Raw genomic sequence first — 17,050 nt, 5'->3', positions numbered from 1 at the left:
GGGGCTTGGCTTCGAGTCTCTTGCGAGACCCTCGCGTCAGCCTGCGCTGCGTCACCGTGGCAGGTGCTTGACGCCATTCGCCAACGTGCTCGTCCAGCCAACCCACGGCACGTGCTCGGCGACCTCCGACTCCGTCACCCGCCAGCGAGCCCGTGGCGGGTGCGCTGCCGGACCTCGTGCCTTGCGGCCACGCGAGCGGGCCCGGAACGCCGCGTGGGCCGCGCTCCCGGAGGAACGCGGCCCACGTGGGGTGGTGCGCGGGGTGGCGTCAGCGGCGCTTGCGCTGGTTCTTCGCCTCCTGGCGGGCGGCTTCGCGGCGCTCCTTGCGGGTGCCGCTGCCCTGGCCGGCTTCGGACGAGTCGGCGTGCTGTTCCACACCGCCGTCTTCTGCCGGGCCGCTGTAGCTCAGGTGCTGCTGGCCCGGGCCGCCGAGGCCCTTGCCGCGGAGAGCGGGCGGGATGGCGTTGCCGCTCGAGAGCTGGGCCATGGCGGGGCCAGCCGGGGCCTGGGCCTGCTGCTGCGCCTGTTGCTGGGCGGCTGCTGCGGCACGGGCTCGGGCGCGGGCGCCGCCGCCGTTGCCGGAGACCTGCGGGAGCGCCTGCGGTGCTGCGGCCAGGGCCACCGGGATCTCGGGCTCGGCCGGTTCGGGCTCGGCTGCCTCGACCTGGAGGTTGAAGAGGAAGCCGACCGTTTCCTCCTTCAGGGCGTCGAGCATCGCGTTGAACATCTCGAAGCCCTCGCGCTGGTACTCGATGAGGGGGTCGCGCTGCGCCATGGCGCGCAGGCCGATGCCCTCCTTCAAGTAGTCCATTTCGTACAGGTGCTCGCGCCACTTGCGGTCCAGGACGGACAGCAGGACGCGGCGCTCCAGCTCGCGGGTGGCGCCTTCGCCGACGCGGCCGTCGATGTCGGCCTCGCGGTCGCGGTAGGCCTGCAGAGCGTCCTCGACGAGGACCTCGCGCAGGTACTCCCTGGTGATGTCCTCATCGGACTCGAGAAGCTCGTTGGCGTCCAGCTTGACCGGGTACAGGGTCTTGAGAGCGGTCCACAGCTTCTCGAAGTCCCAGTCCTCGGCGTAGCCGTCGGCCGTGGCGCCGTTGACGTACTCCTCGACGACGCTGACGATCATGTGCTCGACCTGTTCGCGCAGGTCTTCACCGGCGAGAACGCGGTGGCGCTCGGCGTAGATCACCGTGCGCTGGCGGTTCATGACCTCGTCGTACTTGAGGACGTTCTTGCGGATCTCGAAGTTCTGCTGCTCGACCTGGGTCTGCGCGCTGCGGATGGCACGGGTGACCATCTTGTGCTCGATCGGCACGTCGTCCGGCACGTTCAGGCGCGTCATGACCATCTCGACCATGGACGCGTTGAAGCGGCGCATCAGCTCGTCCTGCAGCGACAGGTAGAAGCGCGACTCACCGGGGTCGCCCTGACGACCGGTGCGGCCGCGGAGCTGGTTGTCGATGCGGCGCGACTCGTGGCGCTCGGTGCCCAGCACGTAGAGGCCGCCGGCCGCGCGGACCTCGTCGGCCTCGGCCTTGCCGGCGATCGTCAGCTCCTCGACGACCTTGGCCCACTCGGCCTCGTACTCCTCCGGCGTCTCCACCGGGTCGAGGCCGCGCTCGCGCAGCTCGTGGTCGGCGATGATGTCCGGGTTGCCGCCCAGCACGATGTCGGTGCCGCGGCCGGCCATGTTCGTCGCGACGGTGACGGCGCCCTTGCGGCCCGCCTTCGCGATGATCAGAGCCTCGCGGTCGTGGTGCTTCGCGTTCAGGACCTCGTGCGGGATTCCCCTGCGCACCAACAGCTTCGACAGGTACTCGGAGCGCTCGACGCTCGTGGTGCCGATCAGGACCGGCTGGCCCTTCTCGTGCTTCTCGACGATGTCGTCGGCCACCGCGTCGAACTTGGCCTCCTCGCTCTTGTAGACGAGGTCGGGCTGGTCGGTGCGCTGCGGCGGGCGGTTCGTCGGGATCGGGACGACGCCCAGCTTGTAGGTCTGGTGGAACTCGGCCGCCTCGGTCTCGGCGGTACCGGTCATGCCGCCGAGCTTCTCGTAGAGGCGGAAGTAGTTCTGCAGCGTGATCGTGGCGAGAGTCTGGTTCTCCGCCTTGATCTCCACGCCCTCCTTGGCCTCGATGGCCTGGTGCATGCCCTCGTTGTAGCGGCGGCCGGCGAGCACGCGACCGGTGAACTCGTCGACGATCATGACTTCACCGTTGCGGAGGATGTAGTCCTTGTCGCGGTTGTAGAGCTCCTTCGCCTTGAGGGCGTTGTTCAGGTAGCCCACCAACGGCGTGTTGGCCGCCTCGTACAGGTTGTCGATGCCGAGCTGGTCCTCGATGAACTCCACACCGAGCTCGGTGACGGCGACCGTGCGCTTCTTCTCGTCGTACTGGTAGTGGTACGACTTCGACTTCTCCTCGATGACCTCGATGCGGTCCTTCTGGGAGAGCTGCGTGACGTCGATGCCGCGCATGCGCGGGGCCAGGCGCGCGAACTCCGTGTACCAGCGAGCCGACTGCTCGGCCGGGCCGGAGATGATCAGCGGCGTGCGGGCCTCGTCGATCAGGATCGAGTCGACCTCGTCGACGATCGCGAAGTAGTGGCCGCGCTGCACGCACTCGTCCAGGCTCCACGCCATGTTGTCGCGCAGGTAGTCGAAGCCGAACTCGTTGTTCGTGCCGTAGGTGATGTCCGAGTTGTACGCGACGCGCCGCTGCTCCGGAGTCATCTCGGAGAGGATCGCGCCGACCGTCATGCCCAGGAAGCGGTGGACGCGGCCCATCCAGTCCGCGTCGCGCTTGGCCAGGTAGTCGTTCGTCGTGATGACGTGCACGCCGTTGCCCGCGATGGCGTTGAGGTAGACCGGCATGACCGAGGTCAGGGTCTTGCCCTCACCGGTGCGCATCTCGGCGATCTGCCCGAGGTGCAGCGCCGCGCCACCCATGAGCTGAACGTCGTAGGGGCGCTGGCCCAGCGTGCGCTTCGCGGCCTCGCGGGCCACGGCGAACGCCTCGGGCAGCAGCTCGTCCAGCGACTCGCCCCCGGCGTAGCGCTTGCGGAACTCCTCGGTTTTGGCGCGCAACTCGGCGTCGCTGAGGTCGACCACGTCATCTTCGAGGCCGTTGATGGCGTGTGCGATGTTGCGGAGGCGCTTGAGCATCTTGCCCTCGCCGGAGCGGAGCAGTCGGGACAGCACCATCTGGATAGACCTCATCACCTGTATCGCGGCGCGCCCACGTCGGACGCCTTTCCCCTGCCCATCGTAGGCAAGTCGCCAAGGTGTGTGCACAGACACAGGCGGATTGGCCCCCGTGACCTGGTATGCGCAGGTCAGATGCGTCCGCAAGGTGTGCCGCCACCTCGAGCTACTGCTGTTCTGAACGCATGAGGCCCGCGTAAAGGTTCCTGGTCGGGCGAGATTCACCTTGACGGTGAACGACCGAGTGCCGAACGGCGGTAGACGCACGCCGCCGCCCCGCACACGAGGGGTGCAGGGCGGCGGCGGTCGAAGGTGTGGTTACCGGTGTCAGGCGAGCCTGATCACGCCGTAGTCGAATCCCTTCCGGCGATAGACGACGCTCGGGCGCCCGCTGTCGGTGTCGGCGAACAGGTAGAAGTCGTGTCCGACCAGTTCCATCTCGTAGAGGGCCTGGTCGACGGTCATCGGTTTGGCGGCGTGCTCCTTTTCGCGTACGACGCGTCCGGGCAACTTGTCGTCGAGGCCGTCGTCCCACCGCTGCGCGGGCACTTCCGCCATGCCCTCGTAGTCGGCCTCGGGTGCGTCGAGCACCGCGGTCTTCGCGCGGCGCGACGTCATTGCTTCGCCAGCGGCGGAGGAGTCCCCCAGCCCGCTTGTCGCTTCGGCCACCGAGATCGGGGCCCGCGCCCCGTGGTGGACTCGCCTGCGGTCGTGCGACCGACGCAGGCGGTTCTCGAGCTTCGCGACCGCAGAATCGAGCGCGGCGTAGAAGTCACCCGCGCAGGCTTCGGAACGGATGACTGGTCCCCGTCCCTTGCCGGTGATTTCGACCCGCTGGCAGTTCTTCGACTGTCGGCGGTTCGGCTCGTGGAAAAGCTCCACGTCGAAGCGGATGACCTTGCGGTCGTAGCGCTCAAGCCGGGCCAGCTTTTCGGCGACGTGCACCCTGTAGTGATCGGGCACCTCGACGTTGCGGCCCTTAACGACGATGTCCATACACGACCTCCCTCGCTTTGCTGCGAGCTTTGGCTGGACTGAATTCAGAGCGCCGTGGCGATCTTGGATCGCTCTTGTGTCGCAGAGGGTCGTCTCCCTCAGCTCTCACGGCGCCAGGGTCATGGGCTGTTCGCCTCCTCCCCGCGGGCCGGGAACGCTGATAGCGGTGCACGTTAGCTTGGGATTCACCGTCGCGTAAGCCCCCTTGCCGGGGGAACGACCAGTTTTTTTGGTGACTACGCAGCGCGACGACAGCGCGTTGCGAGTCGTGTCCCGAGCGTGCCACGAACCCAGCCCACCGGCATCTCGCTCACCCGTCCGGCGCAGCCCCGAACCGGCACTCGACGGCAGTCTCGCTGCGTCGAACGGGTCCAGGTGCGGCCTCATACCCAGCCAACGGGCGACCCGCGCGTCATGTTCCCGAAACCTCGAAGAGATCGATTCCGAAGCGCTCAGCGGGCGTTGCGAGCACTTCTTCCAACAGAACTGATCGGTATCGATGGCCGATCACAGGGCAGTCACGCCTGGCTGAACGGGGGATTTCGCCCAATGGCGGACAACGGCGTTGATCTCCGCTGCGACCGGACATCGTGGCATTCCAAGGAATAACCGCTGGTCAGCTCTACATGTGAATAGTCGTTAACAAGGACCTCACGGTCTGGCCTCACGCTCGGACCCCTCCGCACTGACGGCTCGAGTGCTCATGCGGCTGGGTTCCCCAGCACCGAGACGTCCAACCTGCGGACGCCTCAGTTCTGAAACATCCGCTCAACAGTCGTTGGGACAAACGGGTCGAAACGAGTTACCGGATCTTGGTGCGTCGTCACAGAACCCGCGACGAACTGGGCCGATGCGTCCTACCTGGACCCAACGGTGATCCACAACGAAACATGAACTTCACCCTTGTGGGCGGTGCCGAAAGTCCCCTGCGCGCCACCGGAAGCAGGACCGCGATTTTTTGTCAGACCCCGTCGCCATGCTTGTCCCATGACCGCACTCGACCTGCTGCTGCCGTCCAGCTGCGCCGGCTGCGACCGCCCCGGCACCGCCTGCTGCGCCACGTGCCTCGACGCTTTCGGGCCGCCAGAGCGAATCCACGTGCCCGGTGTCGGGCCTCCTGTGTGGGCGCTGGCCGCCTATCACGGCCCCGCAAGGGAACTCGTGCTCGCCTTCAAGGAACGGGGCGCACGGGCGCTTGTGGCCTGGTTCGGCGCCATCGTGGCCGCAGCTCTCACAACGGTGGGCCCGCGCCCGTGGACGCTCATCCCTGCCCCGTCACGAAGAAGTGCCGCGCGCGAGAGGGGCGGCGACCACATGGTGAGAATCGCTCGGGCTGTGGAGATCGCCGAGGTGGCTCAGGTCCTGAGTCTCGCGCCGGGTGTGCGGGATTCGGTCGGGCTCGGGGTCGAGGAACGGCGGCGGAATCTCGCTGGGCGTGTTTCGGTCCACGGCAGACCGCCGCCGGGTACGACGGTCCTCATCGACGACGTGATCACGACGGGTGCGACGGCCTCGGCGTGTGTCAGGGCTTTACGCGGAGCTGGAGTGCGCACCCACGCCGTGCTCGCCTTGACCTCGGCGCGCCCCGCTCAGCCCGGGTAGAAGACCAGCGCGCCCGCCGGCACCCGCAGAGAGCTCGACTTCCACACGTCCGTGATGTCCGACGCCGACCACAGCCCCGACGGGTCGATCACCTGCACCTGACGGGCCGGCGCCGCTGCCACCGAACTCACCGGCACGTTCAGGTTCGACTGGCTGTAGCGCTCCAGCTTGAAGCCGTCCGTGTTGACCTTCGTGACCGGCAGCGTGGGCAGAGAGGAGGAGACGACCAGCACGTCCTGGGAGAGCCAGTCGATCGACTGCACGGCCGAGCCCAGCGTGGACTGCTGGAGCTGGCGAGGGGTTCGCAGTGCCACGTCCTGGTCGTTGCGGACCACGGACGCGAGGTACAGCTTGCCGCCGATCACCAGGGCCGCGCGGGTGCCGTCGCGCGACAACCTCAAATCACTGATCGGGCCGAACTGGGCCAGCTCGGTGATGTTCACGGCCGCAGCGGTCCAGCTGCCGTTGTTGGAACGGGTCACGCGGGCGACGGAGGTGCCGTTGACCACGGTCCAGACCTCGGAACCGGGTTCCTTGGGACCGCTCGACAACAGCCAGGTGGGCCGTGAAAGCGAGTTCGCCTTGACGTCCACGTCGGACAGCTCCTGTTCCAGCTCTCCCACGCGCAACCGCATCGAGCCACCGGAGCGGGAGACCACGGCCAGCCGCGAGCCGTCCAGCGACTGCGCCGCCGACACCGCGCCGTACTCGCCGCTGCCCGCCCGGCCCTTGATCGGGTTGCCGTCGGCCAGCGACCTGATCGCCCCGTCCGCCACGAGCATGCCCTGGAGGTTCGCATTCAACGCCAGCAACGATTCGCCCGCGGTCGCGGACACGTCGGACGGCCGGTAGTCCCGCTGGTCCGGCAGGATCTGCTGACCGTCGACGAGCACGCGCACTCGCGACGTGGTGACGCCGGAGAGCGATTTCACGACCTGCGCGACGATCTGCTTGTTCTTCTCGGGCGTCAGGTCCTTGCCCACCTTGGTGAGGTTGACCTCCAGCGCCCCGTCGTCGGCTTCCTTCGTCTCCGAGAACGTGTCCGCGTCCGAGGGGATCGCGCTCTTCAACGTGTCGCGCACGGTGTCGGCCGGGCCCTTGATCAGCAGCTCGGTGACACGTGTGGGAATGCTGATGGCCGGCGGGACGACGACGTACCGCGGATCCGGCACCAGCACGGTGAACTCGGGGTTGAAGAAGTACAGAGTCACGCGGCGGTAGTTGTTGTTGAAGATGTTCAGCGGCAGGAAGACGGCAGACGGCGCTTCCGAGATGCGCCACTGGTTGTCGCTGTTGCGCTCCACCTTCAACGGCTCGCGGAGGCGCCGCTCGCGGAGGTCGCCGAGCTCCGTCACGAACGCGTTGTCGCCGCCCAGCCGGCCGACGCGCTTTCCCTGCAGCAGCACGATCTGCGTCTTGTCGGCAGGCGCCTGCGAGATCGGCACCGTCGAGAACGCCGACTCGATGATCACCGGGTTCTTGGTGACGGTCCAGTTCTTGCTGGCTTCCGGCGTCAGGTAGGCGCGGGCGGCCGCGTAGTCGCCGTCCGGGTTCGACGTCGCGTCGACGAAGTCGCGCACGAGCTGGAACGGGTCGATACCCTGCTTCGGTTCCGGCGCGGAAACCGTGTTGGTGGCCTTGTTGTCCTTGGGCCCGATCGGCTTCGGCTGGGTGTTCGTCGGGATCGCCGCGCACCCCGTGATGGTGACGAGGACGAGCACCAGCAACGCCAGCCGTTTCACCGCACTTCCTCCGAAACCTCAGCCGCGGGCGTTCCGTCCACCGGCTCCGCGGGCTGCCAGGTGATCTCGGCCTCGGTCAGCTCGACCTCTTCCGGTTCCTCCGCCACGGCCGGTTCCTCCACCACCGCAATGGGTTCCAGCGCGATCGCGGGCGCGAGGGGCAACGGGCTGTGGCGCACTTCCTCGCCGTGCCTGCGCGGCAGCGTCAGCCGGAACACGGCGCCGTGGCCGGGTTCGCCCCACGCCTCGAGCCAGCCGCCGTGCAGCCGCGCGTCCTCCAGCGAGATCGACAGGCCCAGACCGGTACCGCCGGTGCGGCGGTTGCGCGACGGGTCGGCGCGCCAGAACCGGCTGAACACCAGCTCGGCCTCGCCCTGCCGGAGCCCGACTCCGTGGTCCCGCACGGTGATCGCGACGGCATCGTCGTTGCCGCGCATGGTGAGCTCGACCGGCTGGCCTTCGCCGTGGTCGATGGCGTTGGCGAGCAGGTTGCGCAGAATTCGTTCCACCCGACGGGAATCCAGCTCGGCCACCAGCTCCGAGTCCGGCAGGTCCAGCACCACCGGCGAACCTGCGCTCGTCGAGATCGCACGCACCGAGTCGTGCGCACGGCGCGCCAGCACGCGGATGTCCACCTGTTCGGCGGTCAGCTCCTCGACACCGGCGTCCAGGCGCGAAATCTCCAGCAGGTCGCCCAGCAGCGACTCGAAGCGGTCCAGCTCGTCGACCAGCAGCTCGGTGGACCGGGCGAGCCCGGCGGGGAACTGTTCGCGCGAGGCGTGCAGGACGTCCGCGGCCATGCGCACGGTCGTCAACGGCGTGCGCAGCTCGTGCGAGACGTCCGAGGTGAAGCGGCGCTGCAGCTGGCCGAACTCCTCCAGCTGCTTGAACTGGGCCTGGATCGACTCGGCCATCTCGTTGAACGACTCGGCGAGCCGCGCCACGTCGTCCTCACCGACGACGTGCATGCGTTCGTGCAAAGTGCCGTCCGCGAACCGTTCCGCGACCTCGGCGGCCTGCCGGACGGGCCGGACCACCTGGCGCGTCACGAGGTTCGCGATCAGAGCCAGCAGGATCAGCAGCACGATGCCACCGACGGCCAAAGTCGACTGGACGACCTCGGCGGTCCGCTGCTCGGCGGTCAGCGGGAAGATCAGGTACAGCTGCATCGAGCGCGCGGTCGTGCTCATCGGCAGGCCCACGACGAACAAGGTGGTCGCCTTGCCACCGCGCTGCACGGTGTGGATCTGGGTGGCCTCTCCGCCGTTCTCGACCATGTCCCGAAGACCACGAGGAACGTCGTCCAGCGGCCCGACGGCCGGCACGCGGCCGGCGCTGTTCGCACCCTGCCCGTCGGCGAGCACGGGCTCGAACGCGCCGGCACCCGCCGTCGTGGCGTCCGTGCCGGCGCCACCGACGGCGAGCTTGTTGATGGCGCTCTGGAAACGCGTCTGCACGCTGTCCGGACCGGGGTTCAGACCGACCAGATCGGACTGGATCAGTGCCCGCGAGGCCATCGCCTGGCGCACCGCTGCCTCGTCCTTGGTGTTCAGCAGCTGGTTGGTGATCTGCATCTGCAGGACCATGCCCAGCACGAACACCACGGCCGACGACAACGCGAGCGTGGACACCACAACGCGCAACTGCAGCGAACGACGCCACAGATCACCAAACGCGGCCCATCGCTTCCGCGCTTCCCCGACGAGGAGCTGCGCCTTCGCGACGACCGGCCGAACGAACTTCATACGCCACCTGTCACGGAGGGCCGGCCTTGTACCCGACGCCGCGAACAGTCAACACCACCTCGGGGTGCTCCGGGTCCCGTTCGACCTTGGAGCGCAGCCGCTGCACGTGGACGTTCACCAGGCGCGTGTCGGCGGCGTGGCGGTAGCCCCACACCTGCTCGAGCAGCACCTCGCGGGTGAACACCTGGCGCGGCTTGCGAGCCAGCGCGACGAGGAGGTCGAACTCCAGCGGCGTGAGCTGGATCGGCCTGCCCTCGCGCAGCACCTCGTGGCCGGGGACGTCGATCGTGAGGTCGCCGATCTGCAGCACCTCGGACGGCTCGGCCTCGGTCCGCCGGAGACGCGCCCGGATGCGGGCGACCAGCTCCTTCGGCTTGAACGGCTTCACCACGTAGTCGTCCGCGCCGGACTCGAGGCCCAGCACCACGTCGACCGTGTCGCTCTTCGCGGTGAGCATCACGATCGGCACGCCCGACTCGGACCTGATCGCCTTGCAGACGTCGATGCCGTTCATTCCCGGCAGCATCAGGTCGAGCAGCACGAGGTCGGGCTTGAGCTCGCGCAGCGCGGGCAGGGCACGGGCACCGTCGGCGACCACCGCGGTGTCGAAGCCCTCCCCGCGCAACACGATCGTCAGCATCTCCGCCAGGGCGGGGTCGTCATCGACGACGAGCACGCGTGCCTTCATACCCAATATCGTCGCACTGCCGGTCGCGCGCTCGCGCACCGCCCACGCTCCGTTGCCGCTGGTGGCGATGTGCGCTCGTTCGGTAACCGGCCGGAACTGTCGTTCCACGTACCCCACCTCGCCCCGATTTGGCCTGCTCGTCGCCGGAATATCCGCGCGACGTTCACCTTTTGTTACGGCGTGTTGACGCCACGCGGGGCGCTTTCGTTTGGCAGGAGCGCACGAAAGGGCCCCGCGTGCCGGTCAGACCGTGTGGATCGCCGAGGCCAGCCAGATGCGCGCATCACCCACCTTCCGCGGGTCGGTGATCGCCGGCACCGCGCGGTCGTGCTGCGCGGCCAGGTCAACTTGATGAGTGACGGTGGCGTGCCAGCCGTGGCCCGCGAGCCACTCGACCGGGTCCTCCACGTCGGACTGCCAGCGGGCGTCCAGCGTGTCGAACCGGTCGTGGACGGGCCTCATCTGCGGCAACTCGCGGAACTCGCGGTTGACGTGTTCGAGCGCGAGCGTGCTGCCCCGAGTGGACAGCGCGCTCACCCAGTACAGGATCCGGTCACCCGCGTCCGGGGGCAGGAACATGAAGAGGCCCTCCAGCAACCACGCCGTGGGCCTCTTCGGGTCGAACCCCGCCTGGATCAGCGCTGTCGGCCAGTCCTCGCGGAGGTCGCAGGGGACGACCACCCGTTCGCAGTGGGGCCGGGCCTGCAGGTCGTGCAGAGCGTCCTCCTTGAACTCGACCATGTCGGGCAAGTCGAGCTCGAAGAGTGTTGTGCCCGGCGGCCACTGCAGCCGGAACGCTCTGGTGTCGAGGCCCGCCGCCATGATCACTACCTGCGGCTGGGCCGAGCTGAGGAGCTGGTCGTCGAAATACCGGGTGCGCAGGACGAAGTGATCTCCCGCGAGGGTCCGGACGCCGTTCAGGTCGTTCGCGGAGCCGGCGGCCTCCACGAGTCCTGCGGCCAGTGGGTCGGTGAAGAGGCGGCGGAGATGACGTTGCTCATTGGCGCGGGCGGCAGCGATCAGAACAGCCGTACGGGCGACTCCGACCGGGGGGCGCTGCAGAACACGCTTCAAATTGTGATCTCCTATACACTCACAGTGACGTACCGGATCCACGATCGTGTCAATCGGTACGCACGTGAGCGACCACTCAAGGAGTGAAGAGTGGTTCCAGAAGCGAATGAAACTTCACGTTTGACCGCCCGTCGACCACTTGCCACGGGGCCAGCCAGTTGATCTTCGCCAATCCGTCGTAAACGACACCGCACCTGGCCTGCAGCCCGCCATCGGATTCGTAAATGTCGCGGGCCCTTGAGTCGTCGTCCTGCTCACGTTTCGCGGCACGTTCGGCCGCGACCTCTACCGGCACGCGGAGCAGCAGGTGCAGATCGGGAACGGGCAGGCCGAACCGGTCGATCTCGAGCGCGCGCACCCACTCGACGAACTCGCCGTTCTCGTCCTGGTGCAGCCGCGCGGCGTTGTAGGCGGCGTTGGAAGCCACGTAGCGGTCGAGCAGCACGACGTCGTGCTCTTCGAGGTCCTTGCGGATCTGGTCAGCCGCGCCGCGCCGGTCCAGCGCGTACAGCACGGCCATGCCGTAGACCGAGTCGCTGAGGTCGCCGACCTTGCCGTAGAGGGCGTCGCGGACCAGGTCAGCGTGCACGCTCTGGCCGTAGCGCGGGAACGCGTGGCTGGTCACGGACCTGCCCTGGGCGTGCAGCGCCTCCGTCAGACCGTTCGCGAGCGTGCGCTTGCCGGCACCGTCAAGACCTTCGATCACTACGAGCTTTCCCACCCGGCGAACCCTAGTGGCCACTCATACGGCCGCAGCACATCCCCCACACGGGCGAAATCCGATCTTTCGATCACCAGATCGAGTGACTACGGTGAACAGTCACACGGCGCGTGTGTGAAGGGTAGGTGCCGCGGTGGCCGCGGATTCCGGGCACGCCGAGTCGGTCAACGAACCGATCGGTCACCCGACCGGGGGTCTGCCGACCCCTCTCGCCGAGACGCTGCGTTACGGGCCGTTCCACCGCGCCCTGCGCGAGGCGATCGCCCACCGGGGCCTCTCGCTCGCCCGGCTGCGCGCCCACCTCGAACAACTCGGTGTCCAAGTCGGCCAGTCGACGCTCTCGTACTGGCAACGCGGCCTGCGCCACCCCGAGGTTCCCCGCGCCATCAGCACGGTGCGCGCGCTGGAAACTGTGCTGCGCCTGCCGCCGTCGTCCTTGTTGGACCTGATCGGCCCGCGCAACGCCAACACCTACCTGCCGCGTCCTGTCGCGACCTGGCCGGAGCCGGCGCCGCTGCTCGCCTCGTTCGACTCGGTGCCCGAGGCCGCGCGGGGCAACGCCGACCTCGAGGTGCTGTCGGTGCACGACACCGTGCAGCTCGGCATGCACCGCGAACAGCGCTCGATCACCACGCGGCTGGTCGTGCGGGCTGTCCGTCAGGGACCTGACAGGTACTTGGTGGTGCACCGCGGCGACGACGGCTCGTTGATCGAGAACGCGCTGGTTCGCGCTGGTGAAGGCTGTCGGCAGGGGCGGCTGCGCAGGGAAAGCGCTTCTCGCAACCTGGCCGTGGAGATGCTGTTCGACCGGCGGCTCTCGGCCGGCGAGGAGCACGTTTTCAGCTTCACGATCGTCGACGACACCGGCGGGGCGACTCCCGGCCATCACCGGACGTTCCGCGACACCTGCGGCTCGTACCTGGTGCAGCTGTCGTTCCACCGGCGCGCGATGCCCGCGCGCTGCCTCAAGCAGTTCCGGGCGTCGGCCGATGCCACGCCGGTCGACGTCGAGGAGCTGGTGTGCGGGCTCGGCGGCGTCGTCAGCGCCTACTTCGGCGACGTCGGCCCCGGCATCGCGGGCATCGCCGTCGAGTGGAGCTAGTGGCGTGGTCTGGGGTGTCCCCAGAAGGGACTACGAACGACGTGGTCCGCGCGTTCTGCGGACACACGCCACCGGAGTGAGGCGAGGAGAGCGAGAGGGCTGATGACCGGCGGTCCGAAGACCATTCCGGTTCCGGATTTTAGAAGGAAGCCCTCTCATGGCCTCGCGTTCACCACGTTAGCAGCGAAACCCTCAGTCCGACAGCAGGTTTGCGAGTTCCGCCACGGGTCCAATGTGGATGGTGCGCGCTCCCGCGGTGGAACCCTTGCGCTCGAACAACTCCACCAGCTTGCGCACGGTGAAGTACTTGCGGTGCAACGCCGCCGCGGTGATCAGCTTGACCAGGTCGCGGTTCTCCTCGACGCGGTTGCCCCACACGTTGCCGCGCAGGTAGAGGTGCAGCCAGGTGCCGAACCAGAGATCGCCCTGCCGTTCGAACATGATCGGCAGCGCGACCTTTCCCTTGCCGCGCATGGACGACCGCGCTCGAACCGTGCTCGGCTCGAACGGCTTACCGAGCTGGTCGAGGTCGCGGGTCATGAACCCGAACGTCGACTCGGCGACCTGGTCGAACCCCTCGCCCGAGTAGACGTTCACCTGCGGCACGATGTACTTCGCCTCCACCGCGTCCCGGTGCAGGTCGATGAACTCGGTCGCTCCGTTGGTGGCGTCGGTGAGGTCGCCGGAGTGGAACGCGCCCTTGTCCTTCAGCTGTGTCCACGAAACCTGGCCCCTGAACGCGAAGTTCTCGTCCAGCAGCACCACCGACAGGTCGAAGTCGGTGCGCTTCGACATCTGGTGCCAGTGCACGAAGAACCGCAGCACGTCGCCTTCCAGCCACATCTTCGAACCGCGCGGCAGCACGCCGAAGCCGTCCTCGGTGGCGGTGCCGGACATCGGCACGACGACGTCGAGCACCTCCGGATCCACGGTCAGCTCGGAGTACTCCGGCAGCCTGCGCACGAGTTCGGCCTCGATGACCTCGACGATCGCCGTGGCATCGATCGGCGGACGGCTGTCGTCCGCGATCCACACCTTGCGGCTGCGGTTCGCGAACACCCTTGCGGTGTCAGGCTTTGAGCGGTTGCCGAGGTGTTCGAGCACCGACACCAGCACGCGCCCGGACACGTCGGGAGCAGCTGTCGCCACTGCTTCGGCGACGTTCGACGCGCCGCTCCTGACCAGCCGGTCGACGCTGCGCAGGAGCATGCCGGGCGCCTTCGCGAGGATGCGCAGCGCGAGGTCCGGATCGTTGTCCGCGAACGCCATCTCGACCTGGCCGGCGAACGACCGGGCGACCTTCTCCTTGCGCGCCACCGCGAACACGTCCTGAGCGCCGGCGAACGGGTGCTCGTGCGGGTGCAACCGCTCGCCGAGCCGCTTCCACGCCTCGCGGTGCTGGTTGACGTCGCCGAACTTGCTCGGCTCCACCTCGTCCAGCGCAGCCAGTAACGCCCGGCGTTCAGGCCTGCGGAACGACCGGAAGCGCGTGGACTCGCGCAGCGTGACATCTCCCCCGGACGCCTCCGCGGCCAGGCGCAGCACGTCGGTGACCGTGTCGATGTCGGCGAGCGGCCGCTGCGCGACGAGGCGGGCGGCGTTGAGGATCGCGCGGTTCTCCCTGGTGGGAACAGCTTCCGGCGTCACGTCGAGACGCTGCGTCGCCAGTTCGCCGAGCAGTGTGCGGTCGTCCTCGCCGAGCGGGATCGGACTCTCCGCGAGCTCCAGGTAGAGGCGGGTGATCTCGTCGTCGAGCGTGCCGCCGAGGTGCAGGACGGTCATGCGGTCCTTGAGCGACGGGATCAGCTCGTCGTGCGCCTTGAGCATCTCCTCGTAGGTGTGCTGGACGCGGCCGTACTTGGGCAGGTCGAGCAGGTTGCCGGAGAACTCAGCGACATCGGAGATGCAGGACAGCCAGAACGCGACCGTGTCCGGCACGTTGTGCGGGAAGTCCTTGAAGTACGGGTTGTGCTGGGCTCGCGCGCCGACCAGTTCCTTGACCGCCCGGACGATCTCCTGGGCGTACTCCTCGGCGTCGGCCACGTCGGAGATGTGTTCGATCAGCTCGCGCGAGGCCTTGAAACCGACCTTGATCAGCGCGGCGTCGAGCTGCCTGGCGGTCGTGCCGCCATCACCCCGCGCGCCGTCCGACGCAGGCACGCGCAGGGTCTTCTTGATGATGGTCGTCCGCACCTGGTCAGTAAAACCCGCACGTCAAACGTAAAACGCTTGGGCTCGCGACGACCGTCCTGCTACCTTTCCGGCGACCGTGCGAGAGACCGAGGAGGTGGTACCCGTGAACATTTCGACATGGGTGCTCCCCTCCGGGGTCACGGTCGGGCGATAGGTCGTCGTCCGGGAGCGCCGTTTCGCGAGCACTCCGGAAAGGCACGACCATGCACTTCACTTCCGAACAAAGCCTCGACGCCGACGTCCTCGAGCGCAGGTTCACCCTCGGCGACGTCCCCGGCATCCTGTGGACGTCCGGATCCGAGCCGGCCCCGTTGATCCTGATGGGCAACCAGGGCGGGTTGGACAGGATGTACTCCCGGCTGGCGGCCAGGGCACTGGGCACCGTGGCCGAGGGCTACGCCGTGGCCACCGTCGAACTCCCGTGGAGCGGTGACCGGCCCCGTTCCGCCGACGCCGAACAGGCCCGCGCCGACCTGCGCCGAGCGATCGAGGCAGGAGAGCCCGTCGCCGAAGAGATCATCGAACGGCTCATCCTCCCGCTGGTCGACCAGGCCGTTCCGGAGTCGCAGGCCGCCCTCGACGCGCTTCTCGCGCTGCCCGAGATCAGCGACGGCCCTGTCGGGACCTCGGGCGGCGTGCTCGGCATCAGCCTCCGGCTGGCGGCGGTCGATCCGCGCATCGCGGCCGCCCTGCTGTTCGCCGGGAGTTACGTGCCTCGGGTGATGTTCGAGGAGGCCCGGCAGGTCACCACTCCGCTGCTGATGCTGTTGCAGTGGGACGACGAGGGCAACGACCGGCAGATGGCGCTGGACCTGTTCGACGCCTTCGGTTCCAAGGAGAAGACGCTGCACGCCAACATGGGCGGGCACACCGGCATCCCGGCGTTCGAGGGGCCTTACGCGAACCAGTTCTTCGCGCGGCACCTGAAGTGATTCCACCCGTTTGGGCACGATGTTGTTCCGGCTCCATCACCTAACGTCGGGGCAATGAACGGCGATCCGTCGACTCCGTACAGCCGTGACCTGGGCGATGAACTGCGCCAGGTGCGGGAGCGCTACACGACTTTCCGCGGTCGGCGGATCGCCCGCATGCTCGGGTGGGATCCGGGCAAGGTCTCCAACATCGAGCACGGCAAGGTGCGGGCGAGCGAGATCGACATCGTCCAGTACCTGGGCCGGTGCGGCCGTCCGCTGGAGTTCGTGGAGGACTTCCTCAACCGCTACCGGTCGGCGTTCGACCTCTACTTCGTACAGGCGCACGGCAACCTGCGGACAATGTCGATGGCCGAGACCAGCGCGAAGAAGATCTTCACCTACAACCCGGTGGTCGTACCAGGCCTGGTGCAGTCCAAGGAGTACGCGCGGCAGCTGTACGAGTCCCGCGCCACTGTCTCCGCGGATGGGATCGAGGTGGCGGTTCGGTGCCGGACTGAACGGCAAGCGTTCCTGAACGCGCACGACCGGCCTCAATGCACGTTCTTCATCCACGAGAACGCGCTGCGGCTGCAGGTCGGCAGTGGCGAACTCATGGAAGAGCAGCTCAAGCGGTTGCTGTTCAAGAAGTACGTCATCCGGATCGTGCCTTCATCGAGCGGGCCGGCAGGTGTGTACACGGCCGAATACGTGATGTGGGAGTACGAGAAGCGCAGCACAGTGGCGTACACGGAATCCGAGATCGCCCGAGTGTTCGTGCAGGACCCAGCGGGGGTCAAGAACTGCAGGTCAATCTTCGAGCGTCTGGACTCCATCGCGCTCAGCGAAGAACAGTCACGAGCGATGATCACGGACCTCGTCAGCAGGATTCGGCAGAACCACGGTAAGCCGCAACTACACCTCGCGTAGTAGCAGCACTGCCTGTGGACAACTGCCGCTGAGGGCTGCTCGACCGTCCAGAATTGTCGGTGCTACCTGCAATAATAAAAGCAGGGGTCCCCTTGGCGGGCACGGCCCCGGCAAAGTCGTTTTGGCTTGTTAGGCCGGGAT

Annotated in this window: 12 protein-coding genes; 4 read left to right on the top strand and 8 right to left on the bottom strand. The window is 67.6% G+C overall.

Annotated features, from left to right (window positions below; translation table 11 throughout):
* Positions 1–268: 268 nt before the first annotated feature.
* Together secA and hpf are read right to left on the bottom strand one after the other, a co-directional pair.
* The gene (secA, locus tag UK23_RS43615) at positions 269–3,205 is read right to left on the bottom strand and encodes a preprotein translocase subunit SecA (RefSeq protein WP_045317705.1); all 2,937 of its coding nucleotides are present in this window, start codon (positions 3,203–3,205) and stop codon (positions 269–271) included.
* Between the two features lie 327 nt (positions 3,206–3,532).
* Entirely contained in the window at positions 3,533–4,201 is a 669-nt protein-coding gene (hpf, locus tag UK23_RS43610) for a ribosome hibernation-promoting factor, HPF/YfiA family (protein ID WP_045317704.1), read from the bottom strand.
* A gap of 987 nt (positions 4,202–5,188) precedes the next feature.
* Here hpf and UK23_RS43605 point away from each other — a divergent pair.
* Entirely contained in the window at positions 5,189–5,803 is a 615-nt protein-coding gene (locus UK23_RS43605) for a ComF family protein (RefSeq protein ID WP_045317703.1), read from the top strand.
* Here the strand turns inward: UK23_RS43605 and UK23_RS43600 are convergent.
* The 5 genes from UK23_RS43600 to UK23_RS43580 form a co-directional block, all read right to left on the bottom strand.
* Positions 5,791–7,545: an LpqB family beta-propeller domain-containing protein gene (locus UK23_RS43600; RefSeq protein ID WP_045317702.1), complete on the bottom strand. Its 1,755-nt coding sequence runs from the start codon at positions 7,543–7,545 to the stop codon at positions 5,791–5,793. The genes UK23_RS43605 and UK23_RS43600 overlap by 13 nt on opposite strands.
* Positions 7,542–9,290, bottom strand: coding sequence for an MtrAB system histidine kinase MtrB (gene mtrB, locus UK23_RS43595; protein ID WP_045317701.1), 1,749 nt, complete (start codon positions 9,288–9,290; stop codon positions 7,542–7,544). Before mtrB ends, UK23_RS43600 begins: the two co-directional genes overlap by 4 nt.
* A 10-nt stretch (positions 9,291–9,300) precedes the next feature.
* Entirely contained in the window at positions 9,301–9,978 is a 678-nt protein-coding gene (gene mtrA / locus UK23_RS43590) for an MtrAB system response regulator MtrA (protein ID WP_030471262.1), read from the bottom strand.
* Between the two features lie 243 nt (positions 9,979–10,221).
* Positions 10,222–11,052 (bottom strand): SAM-dependent methyltransferase, encoded by an 831-nt coding sequence (locus UK23_RS43585; protein WP_231114953.1) that lies wholly within the window; start codon positions 11,050–11,052, stop codon positions 10,222–10,224.
* Positions 11,053–11,128: 76 nt separating this feature from the next.
* Positions 11,129–11,773, bottom strand: a complete 645-nt coding sequence (locus tag UK23_RS43580) for a dTMP kinase (protein ID WP_045317700.1) — start codon at positions 11,771–11,773, stop codon at positions 11,129–11,131.
* Between the two features lie 133 nt (positions 11,774–11,906).
* Here UK23_RS43580 and UK23_RS43575 point away from each other — a divergent pair, with 133 nt between their 5' ends.
* Positions 11,907–12,875, top strand: coding sequence for a helix-turn-helix domain-containing protein (locus UK23_RS43575; protein ID WP_052685569.1), 969 nt, complete (start codon positions 11,907–11,909; stop codon positions 12,873–12,875).
* Between the two features lie 192 nt (positions 12,876–13,067).
* Here the strand turns inward: UK23_RS43575 and UK23_RS43570 are convergent, their stop codons facing one another.
* Positions 13,068–15,068, bottom strand: a complete 2,001-nt coding sequence (locus tag UK23_RS43570) for a TerD family protein (protein ID WP_052685568.1) — start codon at positions 15,066–15,068, stop codon at positions 13,068–13,070.
* A gap of 203 nt (positions 15,069–15,271) precedes the next feature.
* Here UK23_RS43570 and UK23_RS43565 point away from each other — a divergent pair, with 203 nt between their 5' ends.
* Positions 15,272–16,000, top strand: a complete 729-nt coding sequence (locus UK23_RS43565; RefSeq protein WP_045317699.1) for an alpha/beta hydrolase — start codon at positions 15,272–15,274, stop codon at positions 15,998–16,000.
* A 54-nt stretch (positions 16,001–16,054) separates the two neighbouring features.
* Positions 16,055–16,909 (top strand): helix-turn-helix domain-containing protein, encoded by an 855-nt coding sequence (locus UK23_RS43560; protein WP_045317698.1) that lies wholly within the window; start codon positions 16,055–16,057, stop codon positions 16,907–16,909.
* The last annotated feature ends 141 nt before the right edge of the window (positions 16,910–17,050 follow it).

Origin of the sequence: Lentzea aerocolonigenes, from assembly GCF_000955955.1 — a bacterium.
Classification (GTDB): Bacteria; Actinomycetota; Actinomycetes; order Mycobacteriales; family Pseudonocardiaceae; genus Lentzea; species Lentzea aerocolonigenes_A.
This window is presented reverse-complemented; position numbering and strand designations above follow the sequence as displayed.